At 70.6% G+C, this 20,391-nt stretch carries 15 protein-coding genes; 5 read left to right on the top strand and 10 right to left on the bottom strand.

Annotation, left to right across the window (positions count from 1 at the left end):
• Nucleotides 1-25 precede the first annotated feature (25 nt).
• Both OO70_RS19325 and OO70_RS19320 read left to right on the top strand, forming a co-directional pair.
• The gene (locus OO70_RS19325; protein ID WP_043672155.1) at nt 26-3,634 is read left to right on the top strand and encodes a DUF4082 domain-containing protein; all 3,609 of its coding nucleotides are present in this window, start codon (nt 26-28) and stop codon (nt 3,632-3,634) included.
• A gap of 61 nt (nt 3,635-3,695) precedes the next feature.
• Nucleotides 3,696-4,742, top strand: a complete 1,047-nt coding sequence (locus OO70_RS19320) for a glycosyltransferase family 2 protein (RefSeq protein WP_043672152.1) — start codon at nt 3,696-3,698, stop codon at nt 4,740-4,742.
• Between the two features lie 17 nt (nt 4,743-4,759).
• Here OO70_RS19320 and OO70_RS19315 read toward each other — a convergent pair whose 3' ends face one another.
• Nucleotides 4,760-5,425, bottom strand: a complete 666-nt coding sequence (locus OO70_RS19315; protein WP_043672149.1) for a hypothetical protein — start codon at nt 5,423-5,425, stop codon at nt 4,760-4,762.
• 71 nt (nt 5,426-5,496) lie between these two features.
• Here OO70_RS19315 and OO70_RS19310 point away from each other — a divergent pair, with 71 nt between their 5' ends.
• Together OO70_RS19310 and OO70_RS19305 are read left to right on the top strand one after the other, a co-directional pair.
• A complete protein-coding gene (locus OO70_RS19310; RefSeq protein WP_043672146.1) occupies nt 5,497-7,527 on the top strand; it encodes an O-antigen ligase family protein in 2,031 nt (676 codons plus the stop codon).
• Nucleotides 7,524-8,453 (top strand): glycosyltransferase, encoded by a 930-nt coding sequence (locus OO70_RS19305; protein WP_043672142.1) that lies wholly within the window; start codon nt 7,524-7,526, stop codon nt 8,451-8,453. Before OO70_RS19310 ends, OO70_RS19305 begins: the two co-directional genes overlap by 4 nt.
• Here OO70_RS19305 and OO70_RS19300 read toward each other — a convergent pair.
• The 9 genes from OO70_RS19300 to OO70_RS19260 all read right to left on the bottom strand — a co-directional run bounded on the left by OO70_RS19300 (nt 8,432) and on the right by OO70_RS19260 (nt 17,728).
• Nucleotides 8,432-9,220, bottom strand: coding sequence for a glycosyltransferase family 2 protein (locus tag OO70_RS19300; RefSeq protein WP_043672140.1), 789 nt, complete (start codon nt 9,218-9,220; stop codon nt 8,432-8,434). The two genes, OO70_RS19305 and OO70_RS19300, sit on opposite strands and share 22 nt — an antisense overlap.
• 11 nt (nt 9,221-9,231) lie before the next feature.
• Nucleotides 9,232-10,167 carry a hypothetical protein gene (locus OO70_RS19295; protein WP_043672137.1) on the bottom strand — a complete coding sequence of 312 codons (936 nt, stop codon included), beginning with the start codon at nt 10,165-10,167 and terminating at the stop codon, nt 9,232-9,234.
• Complete coding sequence (locus tag OO70_RS19290; protein ID WP_043672134.1) at nt 10,164-11,660, bottom strand: oligosaccharide flippase family protein; 1,497 nt, start codon at nt 11,658-11,660, stop codon at nt 10,164-10,166. The genes OO70_RS19295 and OO70_RS19290 overlap by 4 nt, the downstream gene beginning before the upstream one ends.
• Entirely contained in the window at nt 11,623-12,474 is an 852-nt protein-coding gene (locus OO70_RS19285; RefSeq protein ID WP_043672131.1) for a YveK family protein, read from the bottom strand. The genes OO70_RS19290 and OO70_RS19285 overlap by 38 nt, the downstream gene beginning before the upstream one ends.
• Before the next feature lie 51 nt (nt 12,475-12,525).
• Nucleotides 12,526-13,659 carry a non-hydrolyzing UDP-N-acetylglucosamine 2-epimerase gene (wecB, locus tag OO70_RS19280; protein ID WP_043672129.1) on the bottom strand — a complete coding sequence of 378 codons (1,134 nt, stop codon included), beginning with the start codon at nt 13,657-13,659 and terminating at the stop codon, nt 12,526-12,528.
• Between the two features lie 3 nt (nt 13,660-13,662).
• The gene (locus OO70_RS19275; RefSeq protein WP_043672126.1) at nt 13,663-14,922 is read right to left on the bottom strand and encodes a nucleotide sugar dehydrogenase; all 1,260 of its coding nucleotides are present in this window, start codon (nt 14,920-14,922) and stop codon (nt 13,663-13,665) included.
• On the bottom strand, nt 14,922-15,692 hold the full coding sequence (locus OO70_RS19270; protein WP_043672124.1) for a WecB/TagA/CpsF family glycosyltransferase: 771 nt from the start codon (nt 15,690-15,692) through the stop codon (nt 14,922-14,924). Before OO70_RS19270 ends, OO70_RS19275 begins: the two co-directional genes overlap by 1 nt.
• The gene (locus OO70_RS19265; protein WP_043672121.1) at nt 15,689-16,861 is read right to left on the bottom strand and encodes a hypothetical protein; all 1,173 of its coding nucleotides are present in this window, start codon (nt 16,859-16,861) and stop codon (nt 15,689-15,691) included. Before OO70_RS19265 ends, OO70_RS19270 begins: the two co-directional genes overlap by 4 nt.
• Before the next feature lie 267 nt (nt 16,862-17,128).
• Entirely contained in the window at nt 17,129-17,728 is a 600-nt protein-coding gene (locus OO70_RS19260) for an acyltransferase (protein WP_043672118.1), read from the bottom strand.
• A gap of 304 nt (nt 17,729-18,032) precedes the next feature.
• Here OO70_RS19260 and OO70_RS19255 point away from each other — a divergent pair, with 304 nt between their 5' ends.
• A complete protein-coding gene (locus tag OO70_RS19255; RefSeq protein WP_078651451.1) occupies nt 18,033-20,372 on the top strand; it encodes a penicillin acylase family protein in 2,340 nt (779 codons plus the stop codon).
• Nucleotides 20,373-20,391 lie beyond the last annotated feature (19 nt).

Here is a 20,391-nt window from a genome sequence, read left to right as displayed (position 1 = left end):
AGCACAGCACCGCTGAGAGGTACACATGAAAAGATGGAGCAGACGGCTCCGGGGCGGCCGCCTCGCCGTCATCGCAGCATTGATATGGACGGTGCTTCCGCAGGCCGTCCCCGCCCAGGCGGCATCCGATCCGTGCGGAACGGGCTCGAACCCGATCGTCTGCGAGAACTCCAAGACGGGCAGCCCCAAGTCCGACTGGTTCTCGCCCAACGCCTACGGCGACATCAAGGGCTTCTCCACCAAGGAGAGCGTCCAGGCCGGTGACACCGTCCAGTTCAAGATCCAGTCGAAGTCCTCGTACAACGTCCAGATCTACCGACTGGGCTGGTACGGCGGCGACGGCGCGCGGCAGATGTCGACCGCGGCCCAGGCGGCGGTGACCTATCCCGCCAACTACACGAGCAGCCCGGCCAGTTGCACCACCAAGAACACCGGCCTCGTCGACTGCGGCAACTGGCCCGTGACCGCGAGCTGGACCGTTCCCAGCGACGCCGTGTCCGGCCTCTACATCGCGAACCTCACGCAGACCGACGGCGACGGCCTGATGCCGTACCCGTTCGTGGTGCGCAACGACTCCAGCACCTCCGACATCGTCGTGCAGACCAGCGACCAGACCTGGCAGGCCTACAACGACTACGGCGGCCAGGACCTCTACGGCGGCGCCGGTCCCGCGCCGGACGGCCGCGCCTACGAGGTCAGTTACAACCGGCCGTTGGACATCGGCGGCGACAACGGCATCTACGGCTCCGAGTACATGATGCTGTCCTGGCTGGAACGCAACGGCTACGACCTCAGCTACACCTCGGGCGTGGACGTGTCGGCGTCGAACGGCGCCACCCAGCTGGAGAAACACAAGGTGTACCTGTCCTCCGGGCACGACGAGTACTGGACGCAGAGCCAGTACTCCAACGTCCTGGCGGCCAGAAAAGCAGGTGTCCGGCAGGCCTTCTTCAGTGGCAACGAGGTCTTCTGGAAGACCCGGCTCGCCCCGAGCATCGACGGCACGAACACCGCCGACCGCACCCTGGTCTGCTACAAGATGACCAAGATGGCGCAGTCCAACGGCATCGCCGACCCGAGCGGCACCTGGACCGGCACCTGGATGGACCCGACGAGCACGAACTACGGGCAGACCTACCAGCCGCCGAACATCCTCACCGGCTCCATGTTCACGGTCAACGGCTACCGCAGCGACGCCATCACGGTCCCGGGGTCGTACGGCAAGAACCGGCTGTGGCGCAACACCTCGATCGCGAGCCTCACTTCGAGCCAGACCGCGACCTTCCCGACCGGGACGCTCGGCTACGAGTGGGACAGCGACATCAGCAACAGCACCAGACCCGCCGGCGCGATCGACCTGTCCTCCACGACGGTGGACATCCAGGACGCCAAGCTGCGGATGGACTGGGGCAACGTCTACGGCAACGGCACCGCGACGCACAATCTCGTCGAGTTCCGCGACCAGGACTCCGGGGCCCTGGTGTTCGGGGCGGGGACCGTGCAGTGGTCGTGGGGTCTGACCAACATCCCGACGTACAACCCCGATGACACGGTGGTCACCGAGGACTCCCGGATGCAGCAGGCGACCGCGAACGTCCTCGCCGACATGGGCGTGCAGCCGCTGACCCTGCAGAGCAACCTCGTCGCCGCCACGGCATCCACCGACACCACCGGCCCGACCGTCACGGTGACGAGCCCGGCCTCCGGGGTCACCGTCCCGGCGCTGAAGGCGGTCACCGTCACCGGTACCGCCGCCGACTCCGGCGGGGGCGTGGTGGCCCGCGTCGAGGTGTCCACCGACGGCGGCACGACCTGGAACGCCGCCAGCGGTCTGACGTCCTGGAGCTACAGCTGGACGCCGACGGCCCCGGGTTCGGAGTCCATCAAGGTCCGCGCGGTGGACGACAGCGTCAACATGGGCGCCGTCACCACCGTCCCGGTGACCGTCGGCCCGCAGGCCTGCCCCTGCTCCATCTGGCCGGCCTCGGCGGTGCCAGGCACCGTCAACGCGGGCGACGGCAGCTCGCTGGAGCTCGGCGTCAAGATCCGTACCACGGTGGCCGGTTCGATCACCGGCGTCCGCTTCTACAAGTCGCCGGCCAACACCGGCACCCACACCGGCAGCCTGTGGAGCGCCTCCGGCACCCGCCTGGCCACCGGCACCTTCACCAATGAGACGGCGTCCGGCTGGCAGCAGCTGAACTTCGCCACCCCGGTGACCGTCAAGGCCAACACCACCTATGTCGCCTCGTACTTCGCCCCCAACGGCGGCTACTCCTACGACGGCGGCGCCTTCACCAACAGCTCGGCGGGCCTGGCCCCGCTGACGGCACTCCAGTCCGGCACCGACGGCGGCAACGGCGTCTACCACTACGGTTCGACGAGCGCCTTCCCGTCCTCGGCGTCCTCGGGCAGCAACTACTGGGTCGACGTGGTGCTGGACACCTCGACGGCCAGTACGACGCCGCCCACGGTCAGTTCGACCTCCCCGACGTCCGGGGCGACCGGGGTGTCGATCACGGCGCCCGTGTCGGCGACCTTCAGCTCGGCGATCGACGCCGACAGCCTGACGTTCACCGTGAAGGACCCGGACGGCAACACCGTGCCGGGAGCCGTGACGCTGCCCGCGTCGAACAAGGCGACCTTCACCCCGTCGACGGAACTGGAGCTCAACACCACGTACACCGCGTCCGTGCAGGCCTCCGACCTGTGGGGCAACGCGATGACGGCCCCGGTGACGTGGACCTTCCACACCAGTTCCACCCCGCCGTCGGTCACCTGCCCCTGCACCCTGTGGAACTCGTCCACGGTGCCGGCCACGACCGACGTCACCGGTGACTCCAACTCCCTTGAACTGGGCACCCGGTTCAAGTCCTCGGCGGCCGGCTGGATCACCGGCGTCACCTTCTACAAGGGCACCGGCAACACGGGCACCCACACGGGCAGCCTCTGGTCCAACGACGGCACGCTGCTGGCGTCGGGCACCTTCACCAGCGAGACGGCCACCGGCTGGCAGACGCTGACGTTCGGCACCCCGGTGGCGATCACCGCCGACACGTCGTACGTCGTCTCCTACCACGCGCCCAACGGCAACTACGCGGTGGACGGCGGCTACTTCGCCGCGGCCCACCAGTCCTATCCGCTGACCGCGACCGCCGACACGACGTCGTCGCACAACGGTCTCTACCGCTACGGCTCGGACGTCGCCTTCCCCAATGGCTCGTACGGATCCGCGAACTACTGGGTCGGCCCGGTCTTCACGGCCGACGACCCGAGCGGGTCCCTGGCGGCGGAGACCGCCGCCTCGGAGGTGACCGCGTCCTCGCTGGCGCACACCGCCGATGTGGCCAGTGCCCTCGTCACGACACTGCCGAGCAGCACCAAGCTGTCGACGGTGAAGGCGACCGTGACCGTCCTGCCGGGCGCCAAGGCGGCGGCCGCCAGGAAGATGCACGTCACCGCCGTCGTCTCCTACGACCGGGCCACCCACAAGGTGTCCGTCCACCTGTCCGCCCCGCTGCCGGACGGCACGCGGTTCAAGGTCACGGTCACGGCAAAGGACAAGAGCCGCCACACGGTGAAGTCCCACAGCTGGACCCTGACCAGCAAGACCGTCCGCAAGAAGAAGAACTAGCACCCACCGATGGCGGCCCCCTCGAACTCGGGGGCCGCCACCGGGGATTGGCCCCCCACCGATGTCCACCGTCAGTGTTGTGATCCCCTGCTACAAGTACGGCCATTTCCTCGCCGACTGTGTGAGCAGCGTCCTGGACGAGCAGGACGGCGTCGACGTCCGGGTCCTCATCATCGACGACGCCTCGCCCGACGACTCGGCGGAGACCGCGCACAAGCTGGCCGCCGCCGACCCGCGCATCGAGGTCCGCGTCCACGAGACCAACAAGGGACACATCGCCACCTACAACGAAGGCCTCCTGGAGTGGGCCGACGGCGACTACGTGGCCCTCCTCTCCGCCGACGACCGGCTGGTCCCGGGCGCGCTGGTCCGCTCCGCCGCCCTCCTGGACGCCCACCCCGAGGTCGGCTTCGCCTACGGGCGTCCCCTGCGCTTCCAGCACGGCGGCCCGCTGCCGGCCGCCCGGACCCGGGGCACCGGGTCCGTCGTCTACCCCGGCCAGTGGTGGCTGGAGCGGCGCTTCCGTGAGGGCACCGGCTGCATCACCTCACCGGAAGTCGTCGTCCGCACGAGCCTTCAGCGCGAGGTCGGCGGCTACGACCCGGCCCTGCCCCACGCCGGCGACATCGAGATGTGGATGCGGCTCGCCGCACACGCCGACGTCGGCTATGTACGCGGCGCCGACCAGGCCTTCTACCGCGTCCACGGCAAGAACATGTCCACGACCGACTTCGGCGGCCAGCTCGACGACCTGCGCCAACGCCTCGTCGCCTTCGACTCGGTGCTCGTCAAGTGCGCCGACCGGCTGCCGCAGGCCGAGCGCCTGGCCCACGAGGTCCACACCCGGCTCGCCCGCTTCGCGCTGCGCCGGGCCTACCGGGCCTACGACCGGGGGCGCACCGGTGTCGTACCGGTCGACGAGTGCGTGGCCTTCGCCGAGGAGTGCCTGCCGGAGTTCGCGACGCTGCCCGAGTACCGCTCCCTGCGGCTGCGGCGGCGGATCGGCGCCAAGGCGATGCCGTATCTCCAGCCGCTGGTGTGGTCGGCCGTGTTCGAGCGCGGGCGGGAGCGGCTGTGGTGGGAGTCGTGGAAGCGCCGCGGTATCTGATGAACCGTCAGTTCGGCTCAGCCGGCCGCGGGCACCGGACCGGCGGTGCGCCGGTGGTCCACAGCGGTCTTCCGGCGGCGGCCCACCAGGAACCGGTCGAGCCACAGCGCCCCGAGAACGCCACCGGCCGCGCCCAGCAGCGCGACGCCCGCCAGGCCCCGGCTCTTGTCGCCCATCACCTCGGCGGCGCTCGGGGCGACCAGCACGGAGGCGGTGATCCGTGCGTAGGCGGGGACCCCCTGGGCCGTCTGCAACTCCTCGACGTGCTTCGTGTAGACGTCGATGATGCGGCGTACGGCCGTGGTGGCGCCGTCGGCGTCGGAGGTCTGCGACTGCACCTGCAGGGACGGGATCAGATAGCGGGGGGTCGCGCTGGTGCCGCTGTTGCGGGGGATCAGCAGGTAGGTCCCGTGGACGCCCGCCGCGCTCAACTCCTTGGCCCCGGCGGGGGATTCCAGCTGCTGGATGACGCCGTAGGAGACCACGGCGAGCGGCGGCAGGAGGTTCGTGTACTGGTTGGGCTGGTTCTGTGTCACCGGCGGCTTGAGGACGACCACCGCGGAGCCGACGTACTGAGGGGTCGGGCGCACCACCTGGTACGCGCCGACGGCCGTCAGCAGCAGCGCGACCACCAGTACGTACCAGCGGCGGAGCAGCGCGTCGGCTACGTTCCCGGGCGACATGTGAGTTCCTTCCGTCGACCCCGATACTGGCAGGACACGCGGCGGGACGCCACCGAATGGAGGGAGGTTTTGTGAGCCTTGGTGAGATATGGGCCATTCTGCGCCGACGTTGGTACTTCATGGTGCCCTTCACCGTGCTCAGCGTGCTCGGCGGCGCCTATCTGTACGCGACAGTGCCCGTCTCCTACCAGTCGCAGAGCTCGGTCGCGCTGCTGGACTCCTCCGCCGTCGCCCGGCTGGCCCCCACGTTCGGCAACCCCATCTCGAACGCGGGCGGTTCGCTGATCGTCACGGCCGACGTGCTGATCAGGACCCTCGAATCGGACGACGCCGCCAAGGAGTTGCGCGGCCGGGGCGTCACCGATGCGTACACGGCGGGCTTCGCGCCGGCGAGCGACAGCCCGCTGCTCGTGCTGAGCGTCACCGGCACCGACCAGGCCAAGGTGCTCAAGGAGACCAACACCCTGACCACCTTCGCCGGTGAACAGCTGACCGCCCTGCAGGCCGCCGCCCATGTCCCGCCCGCCTACGCCGTGCAGACGGCGCCGGTCGTGGTGCCGCAGACCCCGGTGGCGAAGTCGAAGAGCCGCTACCAGGACATCGCGGCCGTGGTCATCCTGGGCGTCGTCAGCGCGTTCCTGCTGTCGATCCTGATGGAGGGCATCGCGGTGGTCCGCCGCCGACGCCGCCTCGTGAAGACCGTCACCTCCCGACCGAAGAAGGCCCGTGGTCCGAACCGGACCCGGGTGAGCGCGCTGAACCGGCGGGTCGACGCCACCGCCGTCCTCACCGTCTACCTGGTGCTGGCCTTCTTCATCCCCTCGAACCTGGCCCTGCCCGCCCTCGGCGGCGTCGGCACCCCGGCCAACGTCTTCGCCCTGCTCGGCCTGTTGTGGTACCTCGCGACCTGGCTCGGCGGCCGCGTCCTCCCCGCACCGGGCACCCGGCTCGCCCGCGTCGCGATGTGCGTCCTCGGGACGGCCGTCCTGGCCGCGTACGTCGCCGACGCGATGCGCCAGAGCTCGCACCAGGAAGTCCTCGGCGCCGACCGGGGGCTCATCGGCTTCCTGGTGTGGGTGTCCCTGGTCGTCCTGACCTCGGCGGGCGTACAGGACCGGAGCCGGCTCGACGTGCTGATGCGCCGGGTGGTCGTGATGGGCGCCGTGGTCGCCGCGATCGGCTTCTACGACTTCTTCGCGGCCACCAACATCGCCGACTCCATCCACATCCCCGGCCTGCAGAACAGCGTGGCCCAGGTGACCACCCTGGACCGCGGTTCCTTCACCCGGCCCCGGTCCACCACCGCCCAACCGCTGGAGTTCGGCGGCATGTTGGCGATCCTGCTGCCCTTCGCGATCCAGCAGGCCCTCGATCCGGTACGCCGCCACCTCCGCGCGTGGCGCCGCTGGGCACCGGTGCTGCTCATGGCCGGCGCACTGCCCCTGACGGTGTCGCGGACCTCGATCATCGGCATCCTGCTGGTCGCCCTGGTGATGGTGCCGCGCTGGAAGCCGGCCCGGCGCTGGACCGCGCTCGGGGTGATGACGGCCTCCGTGGCCGTCTTCAAGGTGCTCATCCCCGGGCTGATCGGGACCATCACGGGCCTGTTCGCGTCGTTCCTGTCCAACTCCGACAGCAGCACCCAGGCCCGCACGGTCAAGTACAGCGCGATCGTGCCCTATCTGAAGGAACACCCCCTGTTCGGGCGGGGGTTCGGCACCTTCACACCGGACCTGTACTTCTTCACGGACAACCAGTACATGCTGACCGCCGCCGAGATGGGCGTGCTCGGGCTCGTCGCCCTGTTCACCCTGTTCATCACCGGCATCCACCACGGCGGCGGCATCCGGCGGCTGGCCCGCACCGAGTCCGACCGCGAGCTGGGGCAGGCCTTCTTCGCCTCGTCCCTGGTCGCCCTGGTCATCAGCGCCACCTTCGACTCGCTCAGCTTCCCCATGTTCGCCGGCATGTTCTTCCTGCTGCTCGGGGCGGGGGGCAGCTATCTGGGCTTCCTCCGGCGCGAGGCGGCCGCCGCCGTCGCCCTCCAAGCCCCTCGTGACACCCCCGAAGCCTCGCTCCGTCAACTCGTGGAGTCCCGTTGAGCCCCGTCGCCGTCATAGCCGTCACCTGGAACAGCGCCAAGGTGCTCCCCGGGTTCCTCGCCGCGCTCCCGGACGGCATGGCGGGCCTCGACTGGCGGCTCGTCGTCGCCGACAACGACTCCGCCGACGACACCGTCGAGGTCCTGCGCGAACTGGCCCCCGACGCCACGGTCGTGCGGACCGGGCGCAACGCCGGATACGCGGCGGGCGTCAACGCGGCGCTGGCGGCGGCGGGGGAGTGGGAGGGCGGCCACGAGGCCGTCCTGGTCTGCAACCCCGACATCCGGATGCGGCAGGGCTGCGCCAAACGCCTCGTCGACCGGCTCGACGGCGACGTGGGCATCGCCGTCCCCCTTCTCTACGAGGACGGCCGGGAGGCGCCCCTGCACTCGCTGCGCCGCGAGTCGAGCGTGCTCCGGGCGCTCGGCGAAGCCGTGATCGGCAACCGGCGGGCCGGGCGCTTCCCGTGGCTGAGCGAGTTGGTCACCGACCCCGCCGCGTATCGACAGCCCACCCGCGCGGACTGGGCGACCGGTGCGCTGATGGCGATTTCGGCGAACTGCCTTGCCGCGTGCGGTCCTTGGGACGAGTCCTTCTTCCTCTACTCGGAGGAGACCGAATACTGCCTGCGGGCACGGGACTTGGGACACGCCACCCAGTTGGAGCCGAGCGCCGAGGCCGTTCACCTGGGCGGCGACTCCCGGGTCTCGCCCCGCCTCTGGACCCTGCTCACCCTCAACCGCGTACGCCTGTACGGGCGTCGCCACGGGGCCCTCGCGACGGCGTGCTTCCGAGGTGCCGTGTTCCTGCGCGAGGCGTCACGGGCCGCCCTCGGCAGGAAGGCCAGCCGTGCGGCGGCGACCGCCTTGCTCACGCCGGGTGCCCTGCGTGCCGCTCCGGGCCCTCAGCCGGACCAAGTGGTGTAGAAACTCCCGGGGTTCACCAGGTACCGCACGGTCGGGTGCGGCACATGGCGCACGCTGTGCTTGCGGCTGTACCGGCGGATCAGCTCCCAGTCCTCTCGCGGTAGCACCTTCGGTGTCCGCCGCAGTCGGCTGAAGTGCAGGGCGCGGTCGCGCCGGGCGACGAACGCGTTGGTGTCCAGGAAGGCCTCGCGGGCGGACCGGCGGCGGTCGAACGGCACGGACAGGACGTCCCGTTCGGTACCGTCCGGCAGGACGCGGCGCAGTGCCGTGTAGACGCCGTCGGGTCCGCCGGGGGACCCCAGGACCGCCAACGCCCGTTCCAGATGGTCGGGTTCCCACAGGTTGTCGTCGTCCAGGAAGGCGACGTACCGCGAGCGGGTGAGCCGGATGCCCACATTGCGCACCACGCCCGCCACGCCGGTGTTGCGTGCCAGCGAGACGGCGAACAGCCGTGGATCGTCCGGGAGTTCGGGGAGACCGGCGCCGTCGTCGACGACGATGACGACCTGGTCGCGGACCGTCTGTGCCAGGGCCGAGCGGATCGCTGCCCGGAGTGCGTCGGGGCGGCGGTGCGTCGCGATGACCGTGGCGACGAGGGCCTCGGGGACGGTGGTCGCGGCGGAGAGACGGCGGGTCTCGGCGGTTTCGAGGCGGTGGAGCCGTAGCGCGGAGGGGGCGAGGAGGACCTTGTTGCGCAGCTCGAAGAGGACGAGCCAGCCGAAGGCGCGCTTGAGGAGTTCCCAGGGGGCGCGGGCGATGCGTCGCATGATCCTCTTCCTCAGCCGGCCGGCGCGGGGGTGATCGGGGTGCCGTCGGAGAACCGGTTGCCGCGCCAGACGTTGCCCGCACCGCCGGCGTTCCAGGCGGTGACGGCTCCGTAGACGCCGGAGTTGCGGTGGTACCGGCGGGAGAAGACGTTGTTCGTGACCTTGATGCCGGTGGCGCCCGGGCCGCCCCCGTAGAGGGCGTACGCGCCGCCGGCCAGCAGGTTGTCGTCGACGACGGTGTGGGAGACGGGGCCGGTGTCGGCGAACAGGCCGATGGCGGCGGAGGCTCCCTTGTCGACGGGGGTGGCGTTGAGCAGCGTGTTGTGCCGGATGATCAGCTTGCCCTTGTTGCTGCCGCCGCTGATCACCGCGTCGGTGTGCTGCCACTCGCCGCCCGCGTTGCGGAAGGGGACGAGGTCGTGGACGTAGTTGTCGTGGAGGTAACCGGTGCCCATGGACAGGGCGTTGCCGAAGACCGAGATGTCGCTCCAGCCGACCTCGACGGAGCTCTCGCTCATGTTGGAGACGGCGTAGTCCACACCGCCGTTGTCCGGGCCCTTGCCGGGGACGGCGGTGAGGGTGGTGTGCAGGACGCGGAGGCCGCTGTGGCCTGGGCGCAGGTTGACCCCCCACCAGTTGGTGGAGGTGATCCTGCTGTCGATGATCGTCACGTCGTCCGCGTAGATGTCGAGCGAACCGGTGATGTCCCAGCCCTTGATGACGGTGCCGTCCGTCCTGACGCTCAGGTTCCCGGTGGAGTGCGGCGTGAGTCCGATGCGGGGGCCGGTCGTGCGGGCGTCGGGGAAACCGGCTTCCCCGGGCGCCGCGGTCTCGGCGTGCGCCGTGCTGTCAGGCGGCGGAGCTCCGGGGGACGGGTCGGTGCTCCCGGAACAGGCGGTGGCCAGCGCGAGGGTCAGGACGGCGAGCAGGAGGCGCAGCCTCGTCATACGGTCTCCGCCGTACGGGAGCCGAACAGGAGGCGGCGGCCGGGCAGGACGCACACCACGTAGCAGGCCAGCGCGGCCGTGCCGACGGCGAAGAGGGCGAGGGTGCCGTCGCCGAGGAGGTGCTTCGCGCCGAGCAGCACCAGCGCCATCACGGCTCCCCCGAACAGGGGCCAGGCGCAGGCCCTGGCGATGGGGGCCAGACCGATCCCGGCCCGGCCCAGCGCGTAGAGGAAGACGGGGACGACGAGGCCGACGGCGACCAGGACGTGGGCCTGGGAGACGCCGACGATGCCGTGGAGCCGGGCGCCGACGATCAGGACGGGAATCAGCGCGACCAGCCACAGGCCCTGGACGAGGATCAGGGAGCGGCGCTGCCCGGTGGCGACGAGACAGTCGTAGGCGAGTTCGCAGCCGATGCGGACCAGGCCGAGGGCCATCAGCCAGGGCAGGGCCTTGGCGGCGGGCAACCACTGGCTGCCGTAGACGAGTTGGACGACCGGGCCGGCGAGGCCGGCGAGCAGGACGCACAGGGGGACGGTGCCGGCGACCAGGACTCCGAGGGCGCGGCTGAAACCCTGGGCGAGGGCCTGCGGGGAGTCGGCGAGGCGGGAGAAGCCGGCGAAGGAGACGCGGCGGGCCGCCTCGGAGATGATGCGCACCGGCCAGCCGGACATGTTGAACGCCAGGACGTAGAAACCGAGGGAGACCTGCCCGAGGGTCGAGCCGACGACCATGGTGTCCACGTTGACGACGGCGAGGGCGAGGAGGCTCGCCCCGGCCAGCGGGAGCCCGAACTTCAGCAGCGCGCGGGCCTGTTCGCGGTCCCAGCCGAACCGCAGCATGCCGGGGGCGGCCAGGGCGCAGCCGACGAGGGCGGCGATGTTGCCCGCGACCGCGCCCCAGGCGAAGCTCATCGCACCCCAGCCGGCGAAGGCCAGCACCAGCGTCACGGTGGTGCTGAGGACGAAGTTCAGCGCGTCGATGATCATCCGCTTGCCCTGCGCGAACTCCCGGGTGAGGAAGCCCGCGGGCACCTGCGCGATCCCGTCGATCACCAGGCACAGGCACATCACGCGCAGGACGTCCGAGGCCCCGGGCGAGCCGAGCAGACCGGCCACCGTCGGCGCCGAGACGAAGATCGCCGCGTACAGCAGACCGCTGGAGACGGTGCCCAGGGTCAGGACGGTCGGCGCGAAGCGGCGGGGGTCGCCGTCCCAGCGGACGATGGCCAGCCCGACGCCCAGTTCGTTCGCGGAGAGCAGCACCAGGAGGACGGTCTGCGCGATGCCGTAGACGCCCCATTCCGCCGGTCCGAGGGCGAAGCGGGCCAGCAGGATGCCGGTGGCGAAGTTGCCGAGGCGCATGACCACGGTGTTGATGAGGCTCCAGCGGGCCGCTGAACGGACCTTCCGGCCAAAGGAGTTCGGAGCCGGCGGAGCGGGGGCGTCGCTCGCTTCAGTGGTCCCGCTGTCCGGTGTGCGAACGGTGTCCATGAGTCGATTCCTCGTCGAGCGGCTCGGTGGCGGGCGCCACGGTCATGACGGATCTGCCCGTCCTCGGCTCTGCGGCGGACCTGCTCTCGGCGGACCGGGACCAGGCCGGCGGTGTCCGCAGGGCGATCGTCTGGTCCATGAGCGGTTCCTCGGCCGTCGGCTCGGGGGCGGGGGCGGTCACCGGCTCGGCGGGCTCCTCGGCCGGCACCGGTGTGCGCGAGCGCCGGCGCGCCTCCGCGTAGAAGGTGACGACCAGGCTGAGCACCAGGCCCAGGGCGCCGGCCATGACCAGGTACTCGAGCCGGGTCTTGGTCTGCGCCACCGGGATCTGCGGAGGCACGATGGTCGTCATCTGGATCATGGCCTTCGGGGCCACCGACTGCTGCTCCTGGAACTGCTCCAGCCGCTCCTTGGCGTACGCGGTGAGGATCTTGTCCGAGGCCAGGACGGAGGCCTTGTCGGTGCCGGTCACGGTGAGCCACATCAGCGGACCCTGCGCGTTGTCGGCGAGCTTGGCCTCGAACGTGCCCTTGGCGCCACGGGACTTGAGGTCCCGGATCGAGCCGTCGGAGTTGAGGTTGCGGGCCAGGCTGTCGGCCATGCCGGTGAGCGAGGTCTGCGTGCTGAGGAAGGGGTTGCCGTCGTAGGCGACCGTGGCCTTCTGGGAGTTCAGCAGAACCACCGTGCTCTGCGACTGGTAGGTGACCGGGACCATCAGCCGCACGGCGACCATCAGGCCCACGGTCAGCAGCAGTCCTGGCAGCAGGACGTACCAGCGCCTGCGCATGACCCGGGAGATCTCAGCGAGATCCATGGTGGTCCCCCCTGGTGACCTGGTGTTCGACGAGCATATGTTGCAGGCGGATCATATGGGGAACGTTCGATCCTCGGCTCGGGGGTGGTCGGTGGGTCTCGGCCGGGTGCTCGCGGTGCCGCCCTCCAGCAGCACGTCGGCGATACGGTCGCTCGCGCGCCCGTCCCACAGGTCGGGGCGGCGCGGCGCGGGCGGGGCGTCCAGGACGCGGTTCACGGTGGCCACGATGCGCGCCGGATCCCGCCCGGCCAGCACGTTGGTGCCCTGCTCGACGGTGATGGGCCGCTCGGTGTTGTCCCGCAGGGTCACGCACGGCACGCCCAGCGCGGTCGTCTCCTCCTGGATGCCGCCGGAGTCGGTCAGGACGACACGGGCGGAGTCCTGCAGGGCGATGAAGTCCAGGTAGCCGGCGGGCGGTACGAGCCGGATGCCGCCGGGGACGCCGATGTCGGCCAGCTTTCCGGCCGCGCGCGGGTGCACCGGCAGCACGAGCGGACAGCGGCCGGCGATCTCGCCGAGAGCCTTCAGCAGCCCGGTGAGGACCTCGGGGTCGTCCACGTTGGCGGGCCGGTGCAGGGTGACCAGGCCGAACTCGCCCTTGGTCAGGCCGTATCGATCGAGGATGTCCGAGGCCCTGGCCCGTTCCAGATTGGCCAGCAGCGTGTCGATCATGACGTTGCCGACGAGGTGGATCTGGTCGTCCCGGTACCCCTCGGCGCGCAGGTTCTCGGTGGCGTCGGGGGAGGGGGCCAGCAGATAGTCGCTGACCCGGTCGGTGGCGACCCGGTTGACCTCCTCCGGCATGCTCCAGTCGCGGCTGCGCAGACCCGCCTCGACATGGGCCAGCAGGGGGCCGGCCTTGGCGGTGACCAGGGCGCAGGCCAGGGTGGAGTTGATGTCGCCGACCACGACGACGATGTCCGGGGACACCTCGGCCAGGAGCGGTTCGAACGCGGTCATCACCCGTCCGGTCTGCTCGGCGTGGCTGCCGGAGCCGACGCCGAGGTAGCGGTCGGGCGGCCGGATGCCGAGGTCGGCGAAGAACACGTCGTTCATGGCCGGGTCGTAGTGCTGGCCGGTGTGGACGAGGATCACCTCGGCGCCCCGGGCCTCCAGGGCGTCCATCACCGGTTTGATCTTCATGTAGTTGGGGCGCGCCCCGGCTACGCAGACGATGCGCGGCATGCTTCAGAGCACCTCGATCGTGGGTCCGGCCGCCAGCCGCCGCCGGCAGTCGAGGACGAAGGGGGCGTGTTCGGTGACGAGTTCGTAGTCGAAGGCGTCGTGGTCGGTGAGCAGGACCACCACGTCGGCGGCGGCCAGCTCCTCCGGACCGGGCTCGACCCGCACCAACCGGGCGTCCACCGGCAGGCTTTCGACCACGTGCGGGTCGGCCGCCCTGACCTGGGCCCCCATGTCGAGGAGGAGTTGGGAGATACGCAGGGCGGGCGACTCGCGGGCGTCACCGGTGTTCTTCTTGTACGCCAGGCCGAGCAGCAGGATGCGCGAGCCGTTCACCGACCGGCGTCTCTCGTTGAACAAGTCGCTGATACGGCGGGTCACGTACTCCGGCATGTGGTTGTTGATGTCGTTGGCCAGCTCCACGAAGCGGAAGCTCTGGCCGAGTTCGCGCTGCACCCGCCACGACAGGTACGAGGGGTCGATCGGCAGGCAGTGACCGCCGACGCCCGGTCCGGGCGTGAACTTCATGAAGCCGAAGGGCTTGGAGGAGGCGGCGTCGATGGCCTGCCAGACGTCGATGTCCAGGTGGTGGGCGAACATCGCGATCTCGTTGACCAGGGCGATGTTCACATGCCGGAAGGTGTTCTCGAGCAGCTTGGCGAGCTCGGCCTCCTTCGGCGAGTTCACCGGCACGGTGGTGTCGACGAGTTGGCCGTAGAAGTCCTGAACCGCCTTCAGGGACGACTCGTTGACACCGGACACCACTTTCGGGGTCTCCTTGAAACCCCATACGGCGTTCCCGGGGTCGATCCGCTCCGGGCTGTAGCCCAGGTGGAAGTCCTTGCCCGCGGTCAGGCCCGAACCCTCCTCCAGGATCGGCGCGAACAGCTCCTGGGTGGTGCCGGGATAGGTCGTCGACTCCAGGACGACGGTGGCTCCCGGGCGGAGATAGCGGGCGAGGGTGACCGCCGACTCCCGTATGTACCGCAGATCGGGGGTGCCCTCGTGCAGCGGGGTCGGCACCGTCACGACGGCGATGTCGAAACCGCCGCAGTCGCGCGCCGACTCGCTCGGGCGATAGGCACCGCTGTCCAGCGCCGCACGGATCCGCTCGGAGGAGACGTCCTCGACGAAGGACTCACCGGCGGCCAGGCTCTTGATCCGCCGGGCGTCGACGTCGTAGCCGACCACCTCGTGTCCGACCTCGGCGGCGCGGACGGCCAGCGGCAGGCCGACGTATCCCTGTCCCACCACGACGACGCGCATCAACGGCTCCTGTTCACGGGCGTGGGTGACGGGGTGAGCCGGATCAGCTCGCGGGCCGTCATGAGAAGGAAGGCTGCGTTGGTGGTCAGATAGCGCCGGCCGAGGCGGCGCGGCTCCTGCAGCGCGCGGTAGAGCCACTCGACTCCCCAGCGCTGCCAGGTCTCGGGGGCCCGCTTGGTGACCCCGGCCAGGATGTCGAAGGAGCCGCCGACCCCGTGCACGACACGGGCGCCGGTGCGGGCGCCGTGCGCGGCGGTGAAGATCTCCTTCTTCGGCGAGGTCATGCCGAGGAACAGCATCTGGGCGCCGCTGCGCGCGATGTCGTCCGCGATGGACTCCTGCTGGGAGTCGTCGAAGTAGCCGTTGCGGCTGCCCGCCACCTTGAGGCCGGGGAAGCGGTCGGCCACCCGGAGCAGCATCTGGTCCAGCACCTCCTCCTTGGCGCCGAGGAAGTACACCGACATGCCCGCCGACTCCGCCTCGGCCAGCAGGCGCAGGAACAGGTCGATGCCCGCGACCCGTTCGGGCAGCGGGGCGCGCAGCACCCGGCCGGCCCAGACCACGGCCTGTCCGTCGGCGAGGACGAGATCGCAGCCGGCCACGGCGTCGGCGAGCCGCTGGTCGCGCCGCATGTTCACCAGCTTCGCGGCGTTGACCACCCCGATCTCCAACTGTCTTCCGTCCCGCACCGCTTCGAGGCAGCGCTCGACGGTCTCGTCCATGGTCAGCGGGTCCAGCTCGACCCCGAACAGAGTCTGACGCTCCGTCATATCCGGCCCCCCTGCCAGGCGTGCAGCATCCAGCCGAACTCGTACGGCCGGCATTCGCGGTCCACGGCGACCGGCGGGTACACCCGGTCCAGCCACTTCAGCCGCAGGCCCGGAACGGCCCGGGTGGTGACTCCGCGGGCGGCGCGCACCGCCTTCTTCGGGTCGCCCCGGTAGACCTTGCGCCAGGTGGCGCCGAGCTCGTCGAGGATCAACGGCTCCTGCTTCTCCGGGCGTGCGGCCAGTTCGGGCACGTCCGTCATCCAGCCCAGGCCCTTGCGGATCGCCGCGCCGAAGTCGGAGCCCCCGGCGTCGGTCAGGTCGAACAGGGCGGTCGGCGCCATCGCGTGCTGGTGGACGCTGTAGACCGGGTAGCCCTCCACCGCACCGCCGGTGCGCGCGTCGTAGTGCCACCACCACTGCCCGCCGTCGCCCTGCAGCTCACAGATGCGCGCCGCGCACGCCTCGGCCGCGGCCAGCGCCTCCGGGTCGCCGCCCCCGTCACCGCTCGCGTGCGCGCGGGCCAGGGCCTGGAGCGGGTACGTCTGGTCGGCGAAGCAGCTCACATGGGCCCGGTAACCGGGCAGCAGACCGGGGCCGGTGGCGTGCGGGAACAGCGGGCTGTCCCCGATCCGGGCCCGCAGCAGCCGGTCGCGGGCCGCGGTGAAACGTCCCTCCACGTCGACCGTGTCGCGCGCCGCCGCGAGCGCGGACAGCACCCACGCCGCCTCGACCGTGTACTGCGGCCGGTTCGCCTCGTCCAGGGCGTCGACCTGCGCGAGGGCGTCGGACAGTTTGGGATGCTCGGTGTCGGCGGCGGCCCAGGCGATGAGCGCCGCGTCACCGAGGTTGGTCACCGCGGGCAGCGACTCGATCAGCAGGCCCGTGAACTCCTCGGCGGTGCGCCCGCCGAGTGCCGCGCGCTGCCGGTCCTCGGGGAGGAACCGGACCCCGAGCGCGGTGATGGCCGCGTACCGGGTGCTGGTCCCGCGCCGCTCCAAGGTCCAGGAACCGTCGGGTGCCCGCCGCCCGGCCATGGTGAAGGCGAAGGCCTCACCACCGGGAAGCAGCATCGACGGAAGCCCCGACTCGGCGACCGCTAGCAGTCGTTGGGCGAGCGCCAGCAGCGGCGGATCCTCATGACCGAGCGCGGCCAGACGTGTGATGGTCATCGTTCGGACACACCAACCCCCCTGTGGGTCCCGTGTTGTGGACAGACTGATGATCGCCGCGGCGCGAACGGGCGCTCGGCTCAAGGCAGATGGAAGATGTCAGACGTCGGAGCGGTTGCCGCTCCTCGCTTCAGGCACAGGTGTCCCCCACCCGGTAACCCCCCTGGGCACGACTGGTCTGTGCGCTCATTGTGCCTGGTCTGCACAGATCGCACACATGTTATGCCGGTAGATGTTCGATGAATAGCGTTTTGAGAGAGACAGGAGTCAAACGCGCTCGACGAGCTCGCCGTCCTTCTCGTCGTACAGCTCGCCCGTCTCGGGACACTCCCAGCCGCCCGGCTCGCCTTCTCGTTCGACCAGCCGCACGCCGGCGCGGCCGACCCAGCCGATCCGGCGCGCCGGAACCCCGGCCACGAGCGCGAAGTCCGGCACGTCCCGGGTCACCACGGCACCCGCCGCGACCAGCGCCCACCGCCCGACGCGCACCGGCGCCACACACACCGAACGGGCCCCCAGCGACGCCCCCTCGGCCACCACCACCGCCACGGCCTGCCAGTCGTCACCGCGCTTCAGCCGGCCCTGCGGGTCCACCGAGCGGGGGAAGTAGTCGTTGGTGAGCACCGCCGCCGGACCCACGAACACCCCGTCGCCGAGCACCGCGGGTTCGTATACCAAGGCGTAGTTCTGGAGCTTCACGTTGTCGCCGATCCGCACTCCCGGGCCGACGTACGCTCCCCGGCCCACGATGCATCCCGTGCCCAGCCGGGCGTCCTCCCGGATCTGGGCCAGATCCCAGACCGTCGTCCCGTCACCGACCGCGGCCGTCTCGTCGACCTGCGCGGTCGGCTGGATTCTGAAGCTCACTGGGCTGAACCTTTCGTCTCGTCCGGGACGGAGGGGACGGCGTCGACGACGGCCCCTCGTGCGGCACAGTTGACCATGCCCCGGGGCCGGTGCGCATCGGCCGCGTTTGAGTCTCCGATGTCTGAATTGAGCCTTCGGCCGTCCGGCCGCCCGGCGAGCCTCAAGGCCTACATCCTGAGACTGACGCGCGGCCCGGATATCCGCCGCGGGCCCGATGCCGCCCGTCACCGCACCCTGAAGGGTGGCGGCCATGGATGAACCCGGAGAACTGACGAAACGTCATAAGAGATCTCTGAAAGGCAAGTTGGCGACCATTGCGGCCGTCCTCTGTCTCACCTCGGGCGCCGTGGCCGCGTTACCCGCGTCCGCGTCCGACGCGACACTGGCCGAGGACGGGCACACGGTCAGCATCAGCCGGACCTCGTACGGCGTACCCCACATCCTGGCCCAGGACTTCGACGGGCTCGGCTACGGCTACGGGTACGCGTTCGCGCAGGACAACGTGTGCGATCTCGCCGACCACGTGGTGACCTTGCGGGGTGAGCGGTCCCGGTTCTTCGGGCCCGACGGGGAGCCCGGCGAAGGCGAGGAGCAGGGCTCCAACCTCGCGAGCGACACCTACTACAGCGGACAGCTGCGCGCGGGTACGGTCCGCCGACTGCTCGCCCAGAAGGCGCCGTTGGGGCCGACTGCGGAGCTTCGCCGCATGGTCGAGGGATACGCCGCCGGCTACAACCGCTATCTCCGGGACACCGGCGTCGCCCACCTCCCGGACGCACGCTGCAAGGGCAAGCCCTGGGTGCGCCCGATCACCGCGCTCGACCTCTGGAACGTCGTCTACGACGTCAACAGGGTCACCGAGACGGTGCCGCTGGTCCCGGACATCGGCGACGCGAAACCTCCGACGGCCTCCGGCGCGACCGCCGCTCCCTCCGTCTCTTCGAGTGGGCTCGACGGGCTCGGCCTCGCCTCCGCCGACGTCGGCAGCAACGGCTGGGCGCTCGGCCGGGACGCCACCCGCAGTGGCAACGCCATGGTCCTCGCCAACCCGCACCTGCCCTGGGCCGTCGGCTACTTCCGGTTCTACCAGGTGCAGTTGACGATCCCCGGCACCCTGGACGTGTCCGGCGCCGGCCTCTACGGCACTCCGCTGGTCGAGATCGGCCACAACAGCACCCTCGCCTGGACGCACACCGCGAGCGACGCCCAACACGCCTCCTTCTACGCCCTGAAGCTCGTCCCCGGCGACCCGACCAGCTACGTGCTCGACGGCAAGTCCGTGCGGATGGACCGCCGTTCGGTCCCGGTCACCGTCCGCGACGCGAACGGCGAGCTGTCGACCGTCGAACGGACCCTGTACACCTCGCGTTTCGGCCCCGTTCTGTCCTCCGGCTGGAGCACGACCACCGCCTACGCGATCCGTGACGCCAACGCCGACAACCTGCGCTCCATGAACACCTGGCTGGCCATGGGCAAGGCCCGGAACCTCGCCCAACTCCGCGCCGCCCAGGACGAGTTCCAGGGCATTCCCTGGACCTACACCCTCGCGGCCGACACCGGCGGTGGCACCTACTTCACCGACTCGTCGGCCGTCCCGCACCTCACGGACGCCCAACTCGCCCAGTGCACCCTCGCGAACGACGAGGGGCCCACCGCCCTGGACGGTTCCCGGTCCGCCTGCGCCTGGGGCAGCGACCCCGACGCGCTCGTGCCGGGCGTCTACGGACCCTCCCACCAACCGAAGTCGAGCCGCACCGACTACGTCGCCAACTCCAACAACGGCCCCCAGTACGTCAACCCGGAGGCGCCGATCACCGGCCTCCCGGGCGTGTACGACACCGACCCCCACCTCGACGGGCGGGCCCAGCTCGGACTCCGCATGATCGCCGAACGCCGGGACGGCACGGACGGGTTGGGCGCCCCGGGCTTCACCGAGGCCACCCTGCGCGCGTCGATGCTCGGCAACCGCGTCCTGTCCGCCGAGACGGGCCGCGACGACATCGTCGCCCTGTGCCGCGCTCACCCGAGCCTGACGGCCACGGACGGCACGCAGGTCGACGTGACGCAGGCCTGCGCGACCCTCGCCCGCTGGGACACCCGCGCCGACACCACCAGCCGGGGCATCGTGCTCTGGAGCACGTTCTACAACCGCCTCCTCGACGGCGGCCCGCCCGACACCTGGCGCCGCGTCCCCTACGACCCCGCCCAACCCCTCACCACACCAAGAGGGTTCAAGGGCGAGGACCCGCGCGTCCAGCGCGCCCTGGCCGACGCCGTCCAGGAGTTCGCGGCCCGTGACCTCCCCGTCGACGTCGAGCTCGGCGCCGTACAGAAGTGGGACGGCATTCCGCTGCCCGGCTGCGACGCGGGCTGTTTCGACGTCGTGGAGGCGAGCCCCGACTCGGGCACCGGCACCCCGACCGCCGGAGCCTTCGGCACCAGCTTCCTGATGACCGTCGAACTGACCCCGGACGGGCCCCGTGCCCACACCCTGCTCACCTACGGCGAGTCGGCGAACCCGTCCTCGCCCCACTTCTCGGACCAGACCCGCCTCTTCTCGCGCAAGCAGTGGGTCACCGAACGCTTCACGCAGGCACAGATCGCCGACGACCCGGCCCTGGAGGTGACGACCTTGCACAGGTGAGGCAGGCCGACGCAGCGCG

This window comes from Streptomyces xylophagus (assembly GCF_000716435.1).
In the GTDB taxonomy this organism is placed as follows: Bacteria; Actinomycetota; Actinomycetes; order Streptomycetales; family Streptomycetaceae; genus Streptomyces; species Streptomyces xylophagus.
Note: the sequence above shows the minus strand (reverse complement) of the source record. Positions and strands in the feature narration are given on the sequence as shown.

Excerpts from the sequence above, each read along its gene's own strand:
- OO70_RS19300 (WP_043672140.1), bottom strand. The coding sequence starts at position 9,220 with ATGCGACGCATCGCCCGCGCCCCCTGGGAACTCCTCAAGCGCGCCTTC.
- OO70_RS19285 (WP_043672131.1), bottom strand. The coding sequence starts at position 12,474 with ATGGATCTCGCTGAGATCTCCCGGGTCATGCGCAGGCGCTGGTACGTC.
- OO70_RS19270 (WP_043672124.1), bottom strand. The coding sequence starts at position 15,692 with ATGACGGAGCGTCAGACTCTGTTCGGGGTCGAGCTGGACCCGCTGACC.
- OO70_RS19265 (WP_043672121.1), bottom strand. The coding sequence starts at position 16,861 with ATGACCATCACACGTCTGGCCGCGCTCGGTCATGAGGATCCGCCGCTG.
- OO70_RS19295 (WP_043672137.1), bottom strand. The coding sequence starts at position 10,167 with ATGACGAGGCTGCGCCTCCTGCTCGCCGTCCTGACCCTCGCGCTGGCC.
- wecB (WP_043672129.1), bottom strand. The coding sequence starts at position 13,659 with ATGCCGCGCATCGTCTGCGTAGCCGGGGCGCGCCCCAACTACATGAAG.
- OO70_RS19320 (WP_043672152.1), top strand. The coding sequence starts at position 3,696 with ATGTCCACCGTCAGTGTTGTGATCCCCTGCTACAAGTACGGCCATTTC.
- OO70_RS19275 (WP_043672126.1), bottom strand. The coding sequence starts at position 14,922 with ATGCGCGTCGTCGTGGTGGGACAGGGATACGTCGGCCTGCCGCTGGCC.
- OO70_RS19325 (WP_043672155.1), top strand. The coding sequence starts at position 26 with ATGAAAAGATGGAGCAGACGGCTCCGGGGCGGCCGCCTCGCCGTCATC.
- OO70_RS19290 (WP_043672134.1), bottom strand. The coding sequence starts at position 11,660 with ATGGACACCGTTCGCACACCGGACAGCGGGACCACTGAAGCGAGCGAC.
- OO70_RS19315 (WP_043672149.1), bottom strand. The coding sequence starts at position 5,425 with ATGTCGCCCGGGAACGTAGCCGACGCGCTGCTCCGCCGCTGGTACGTA.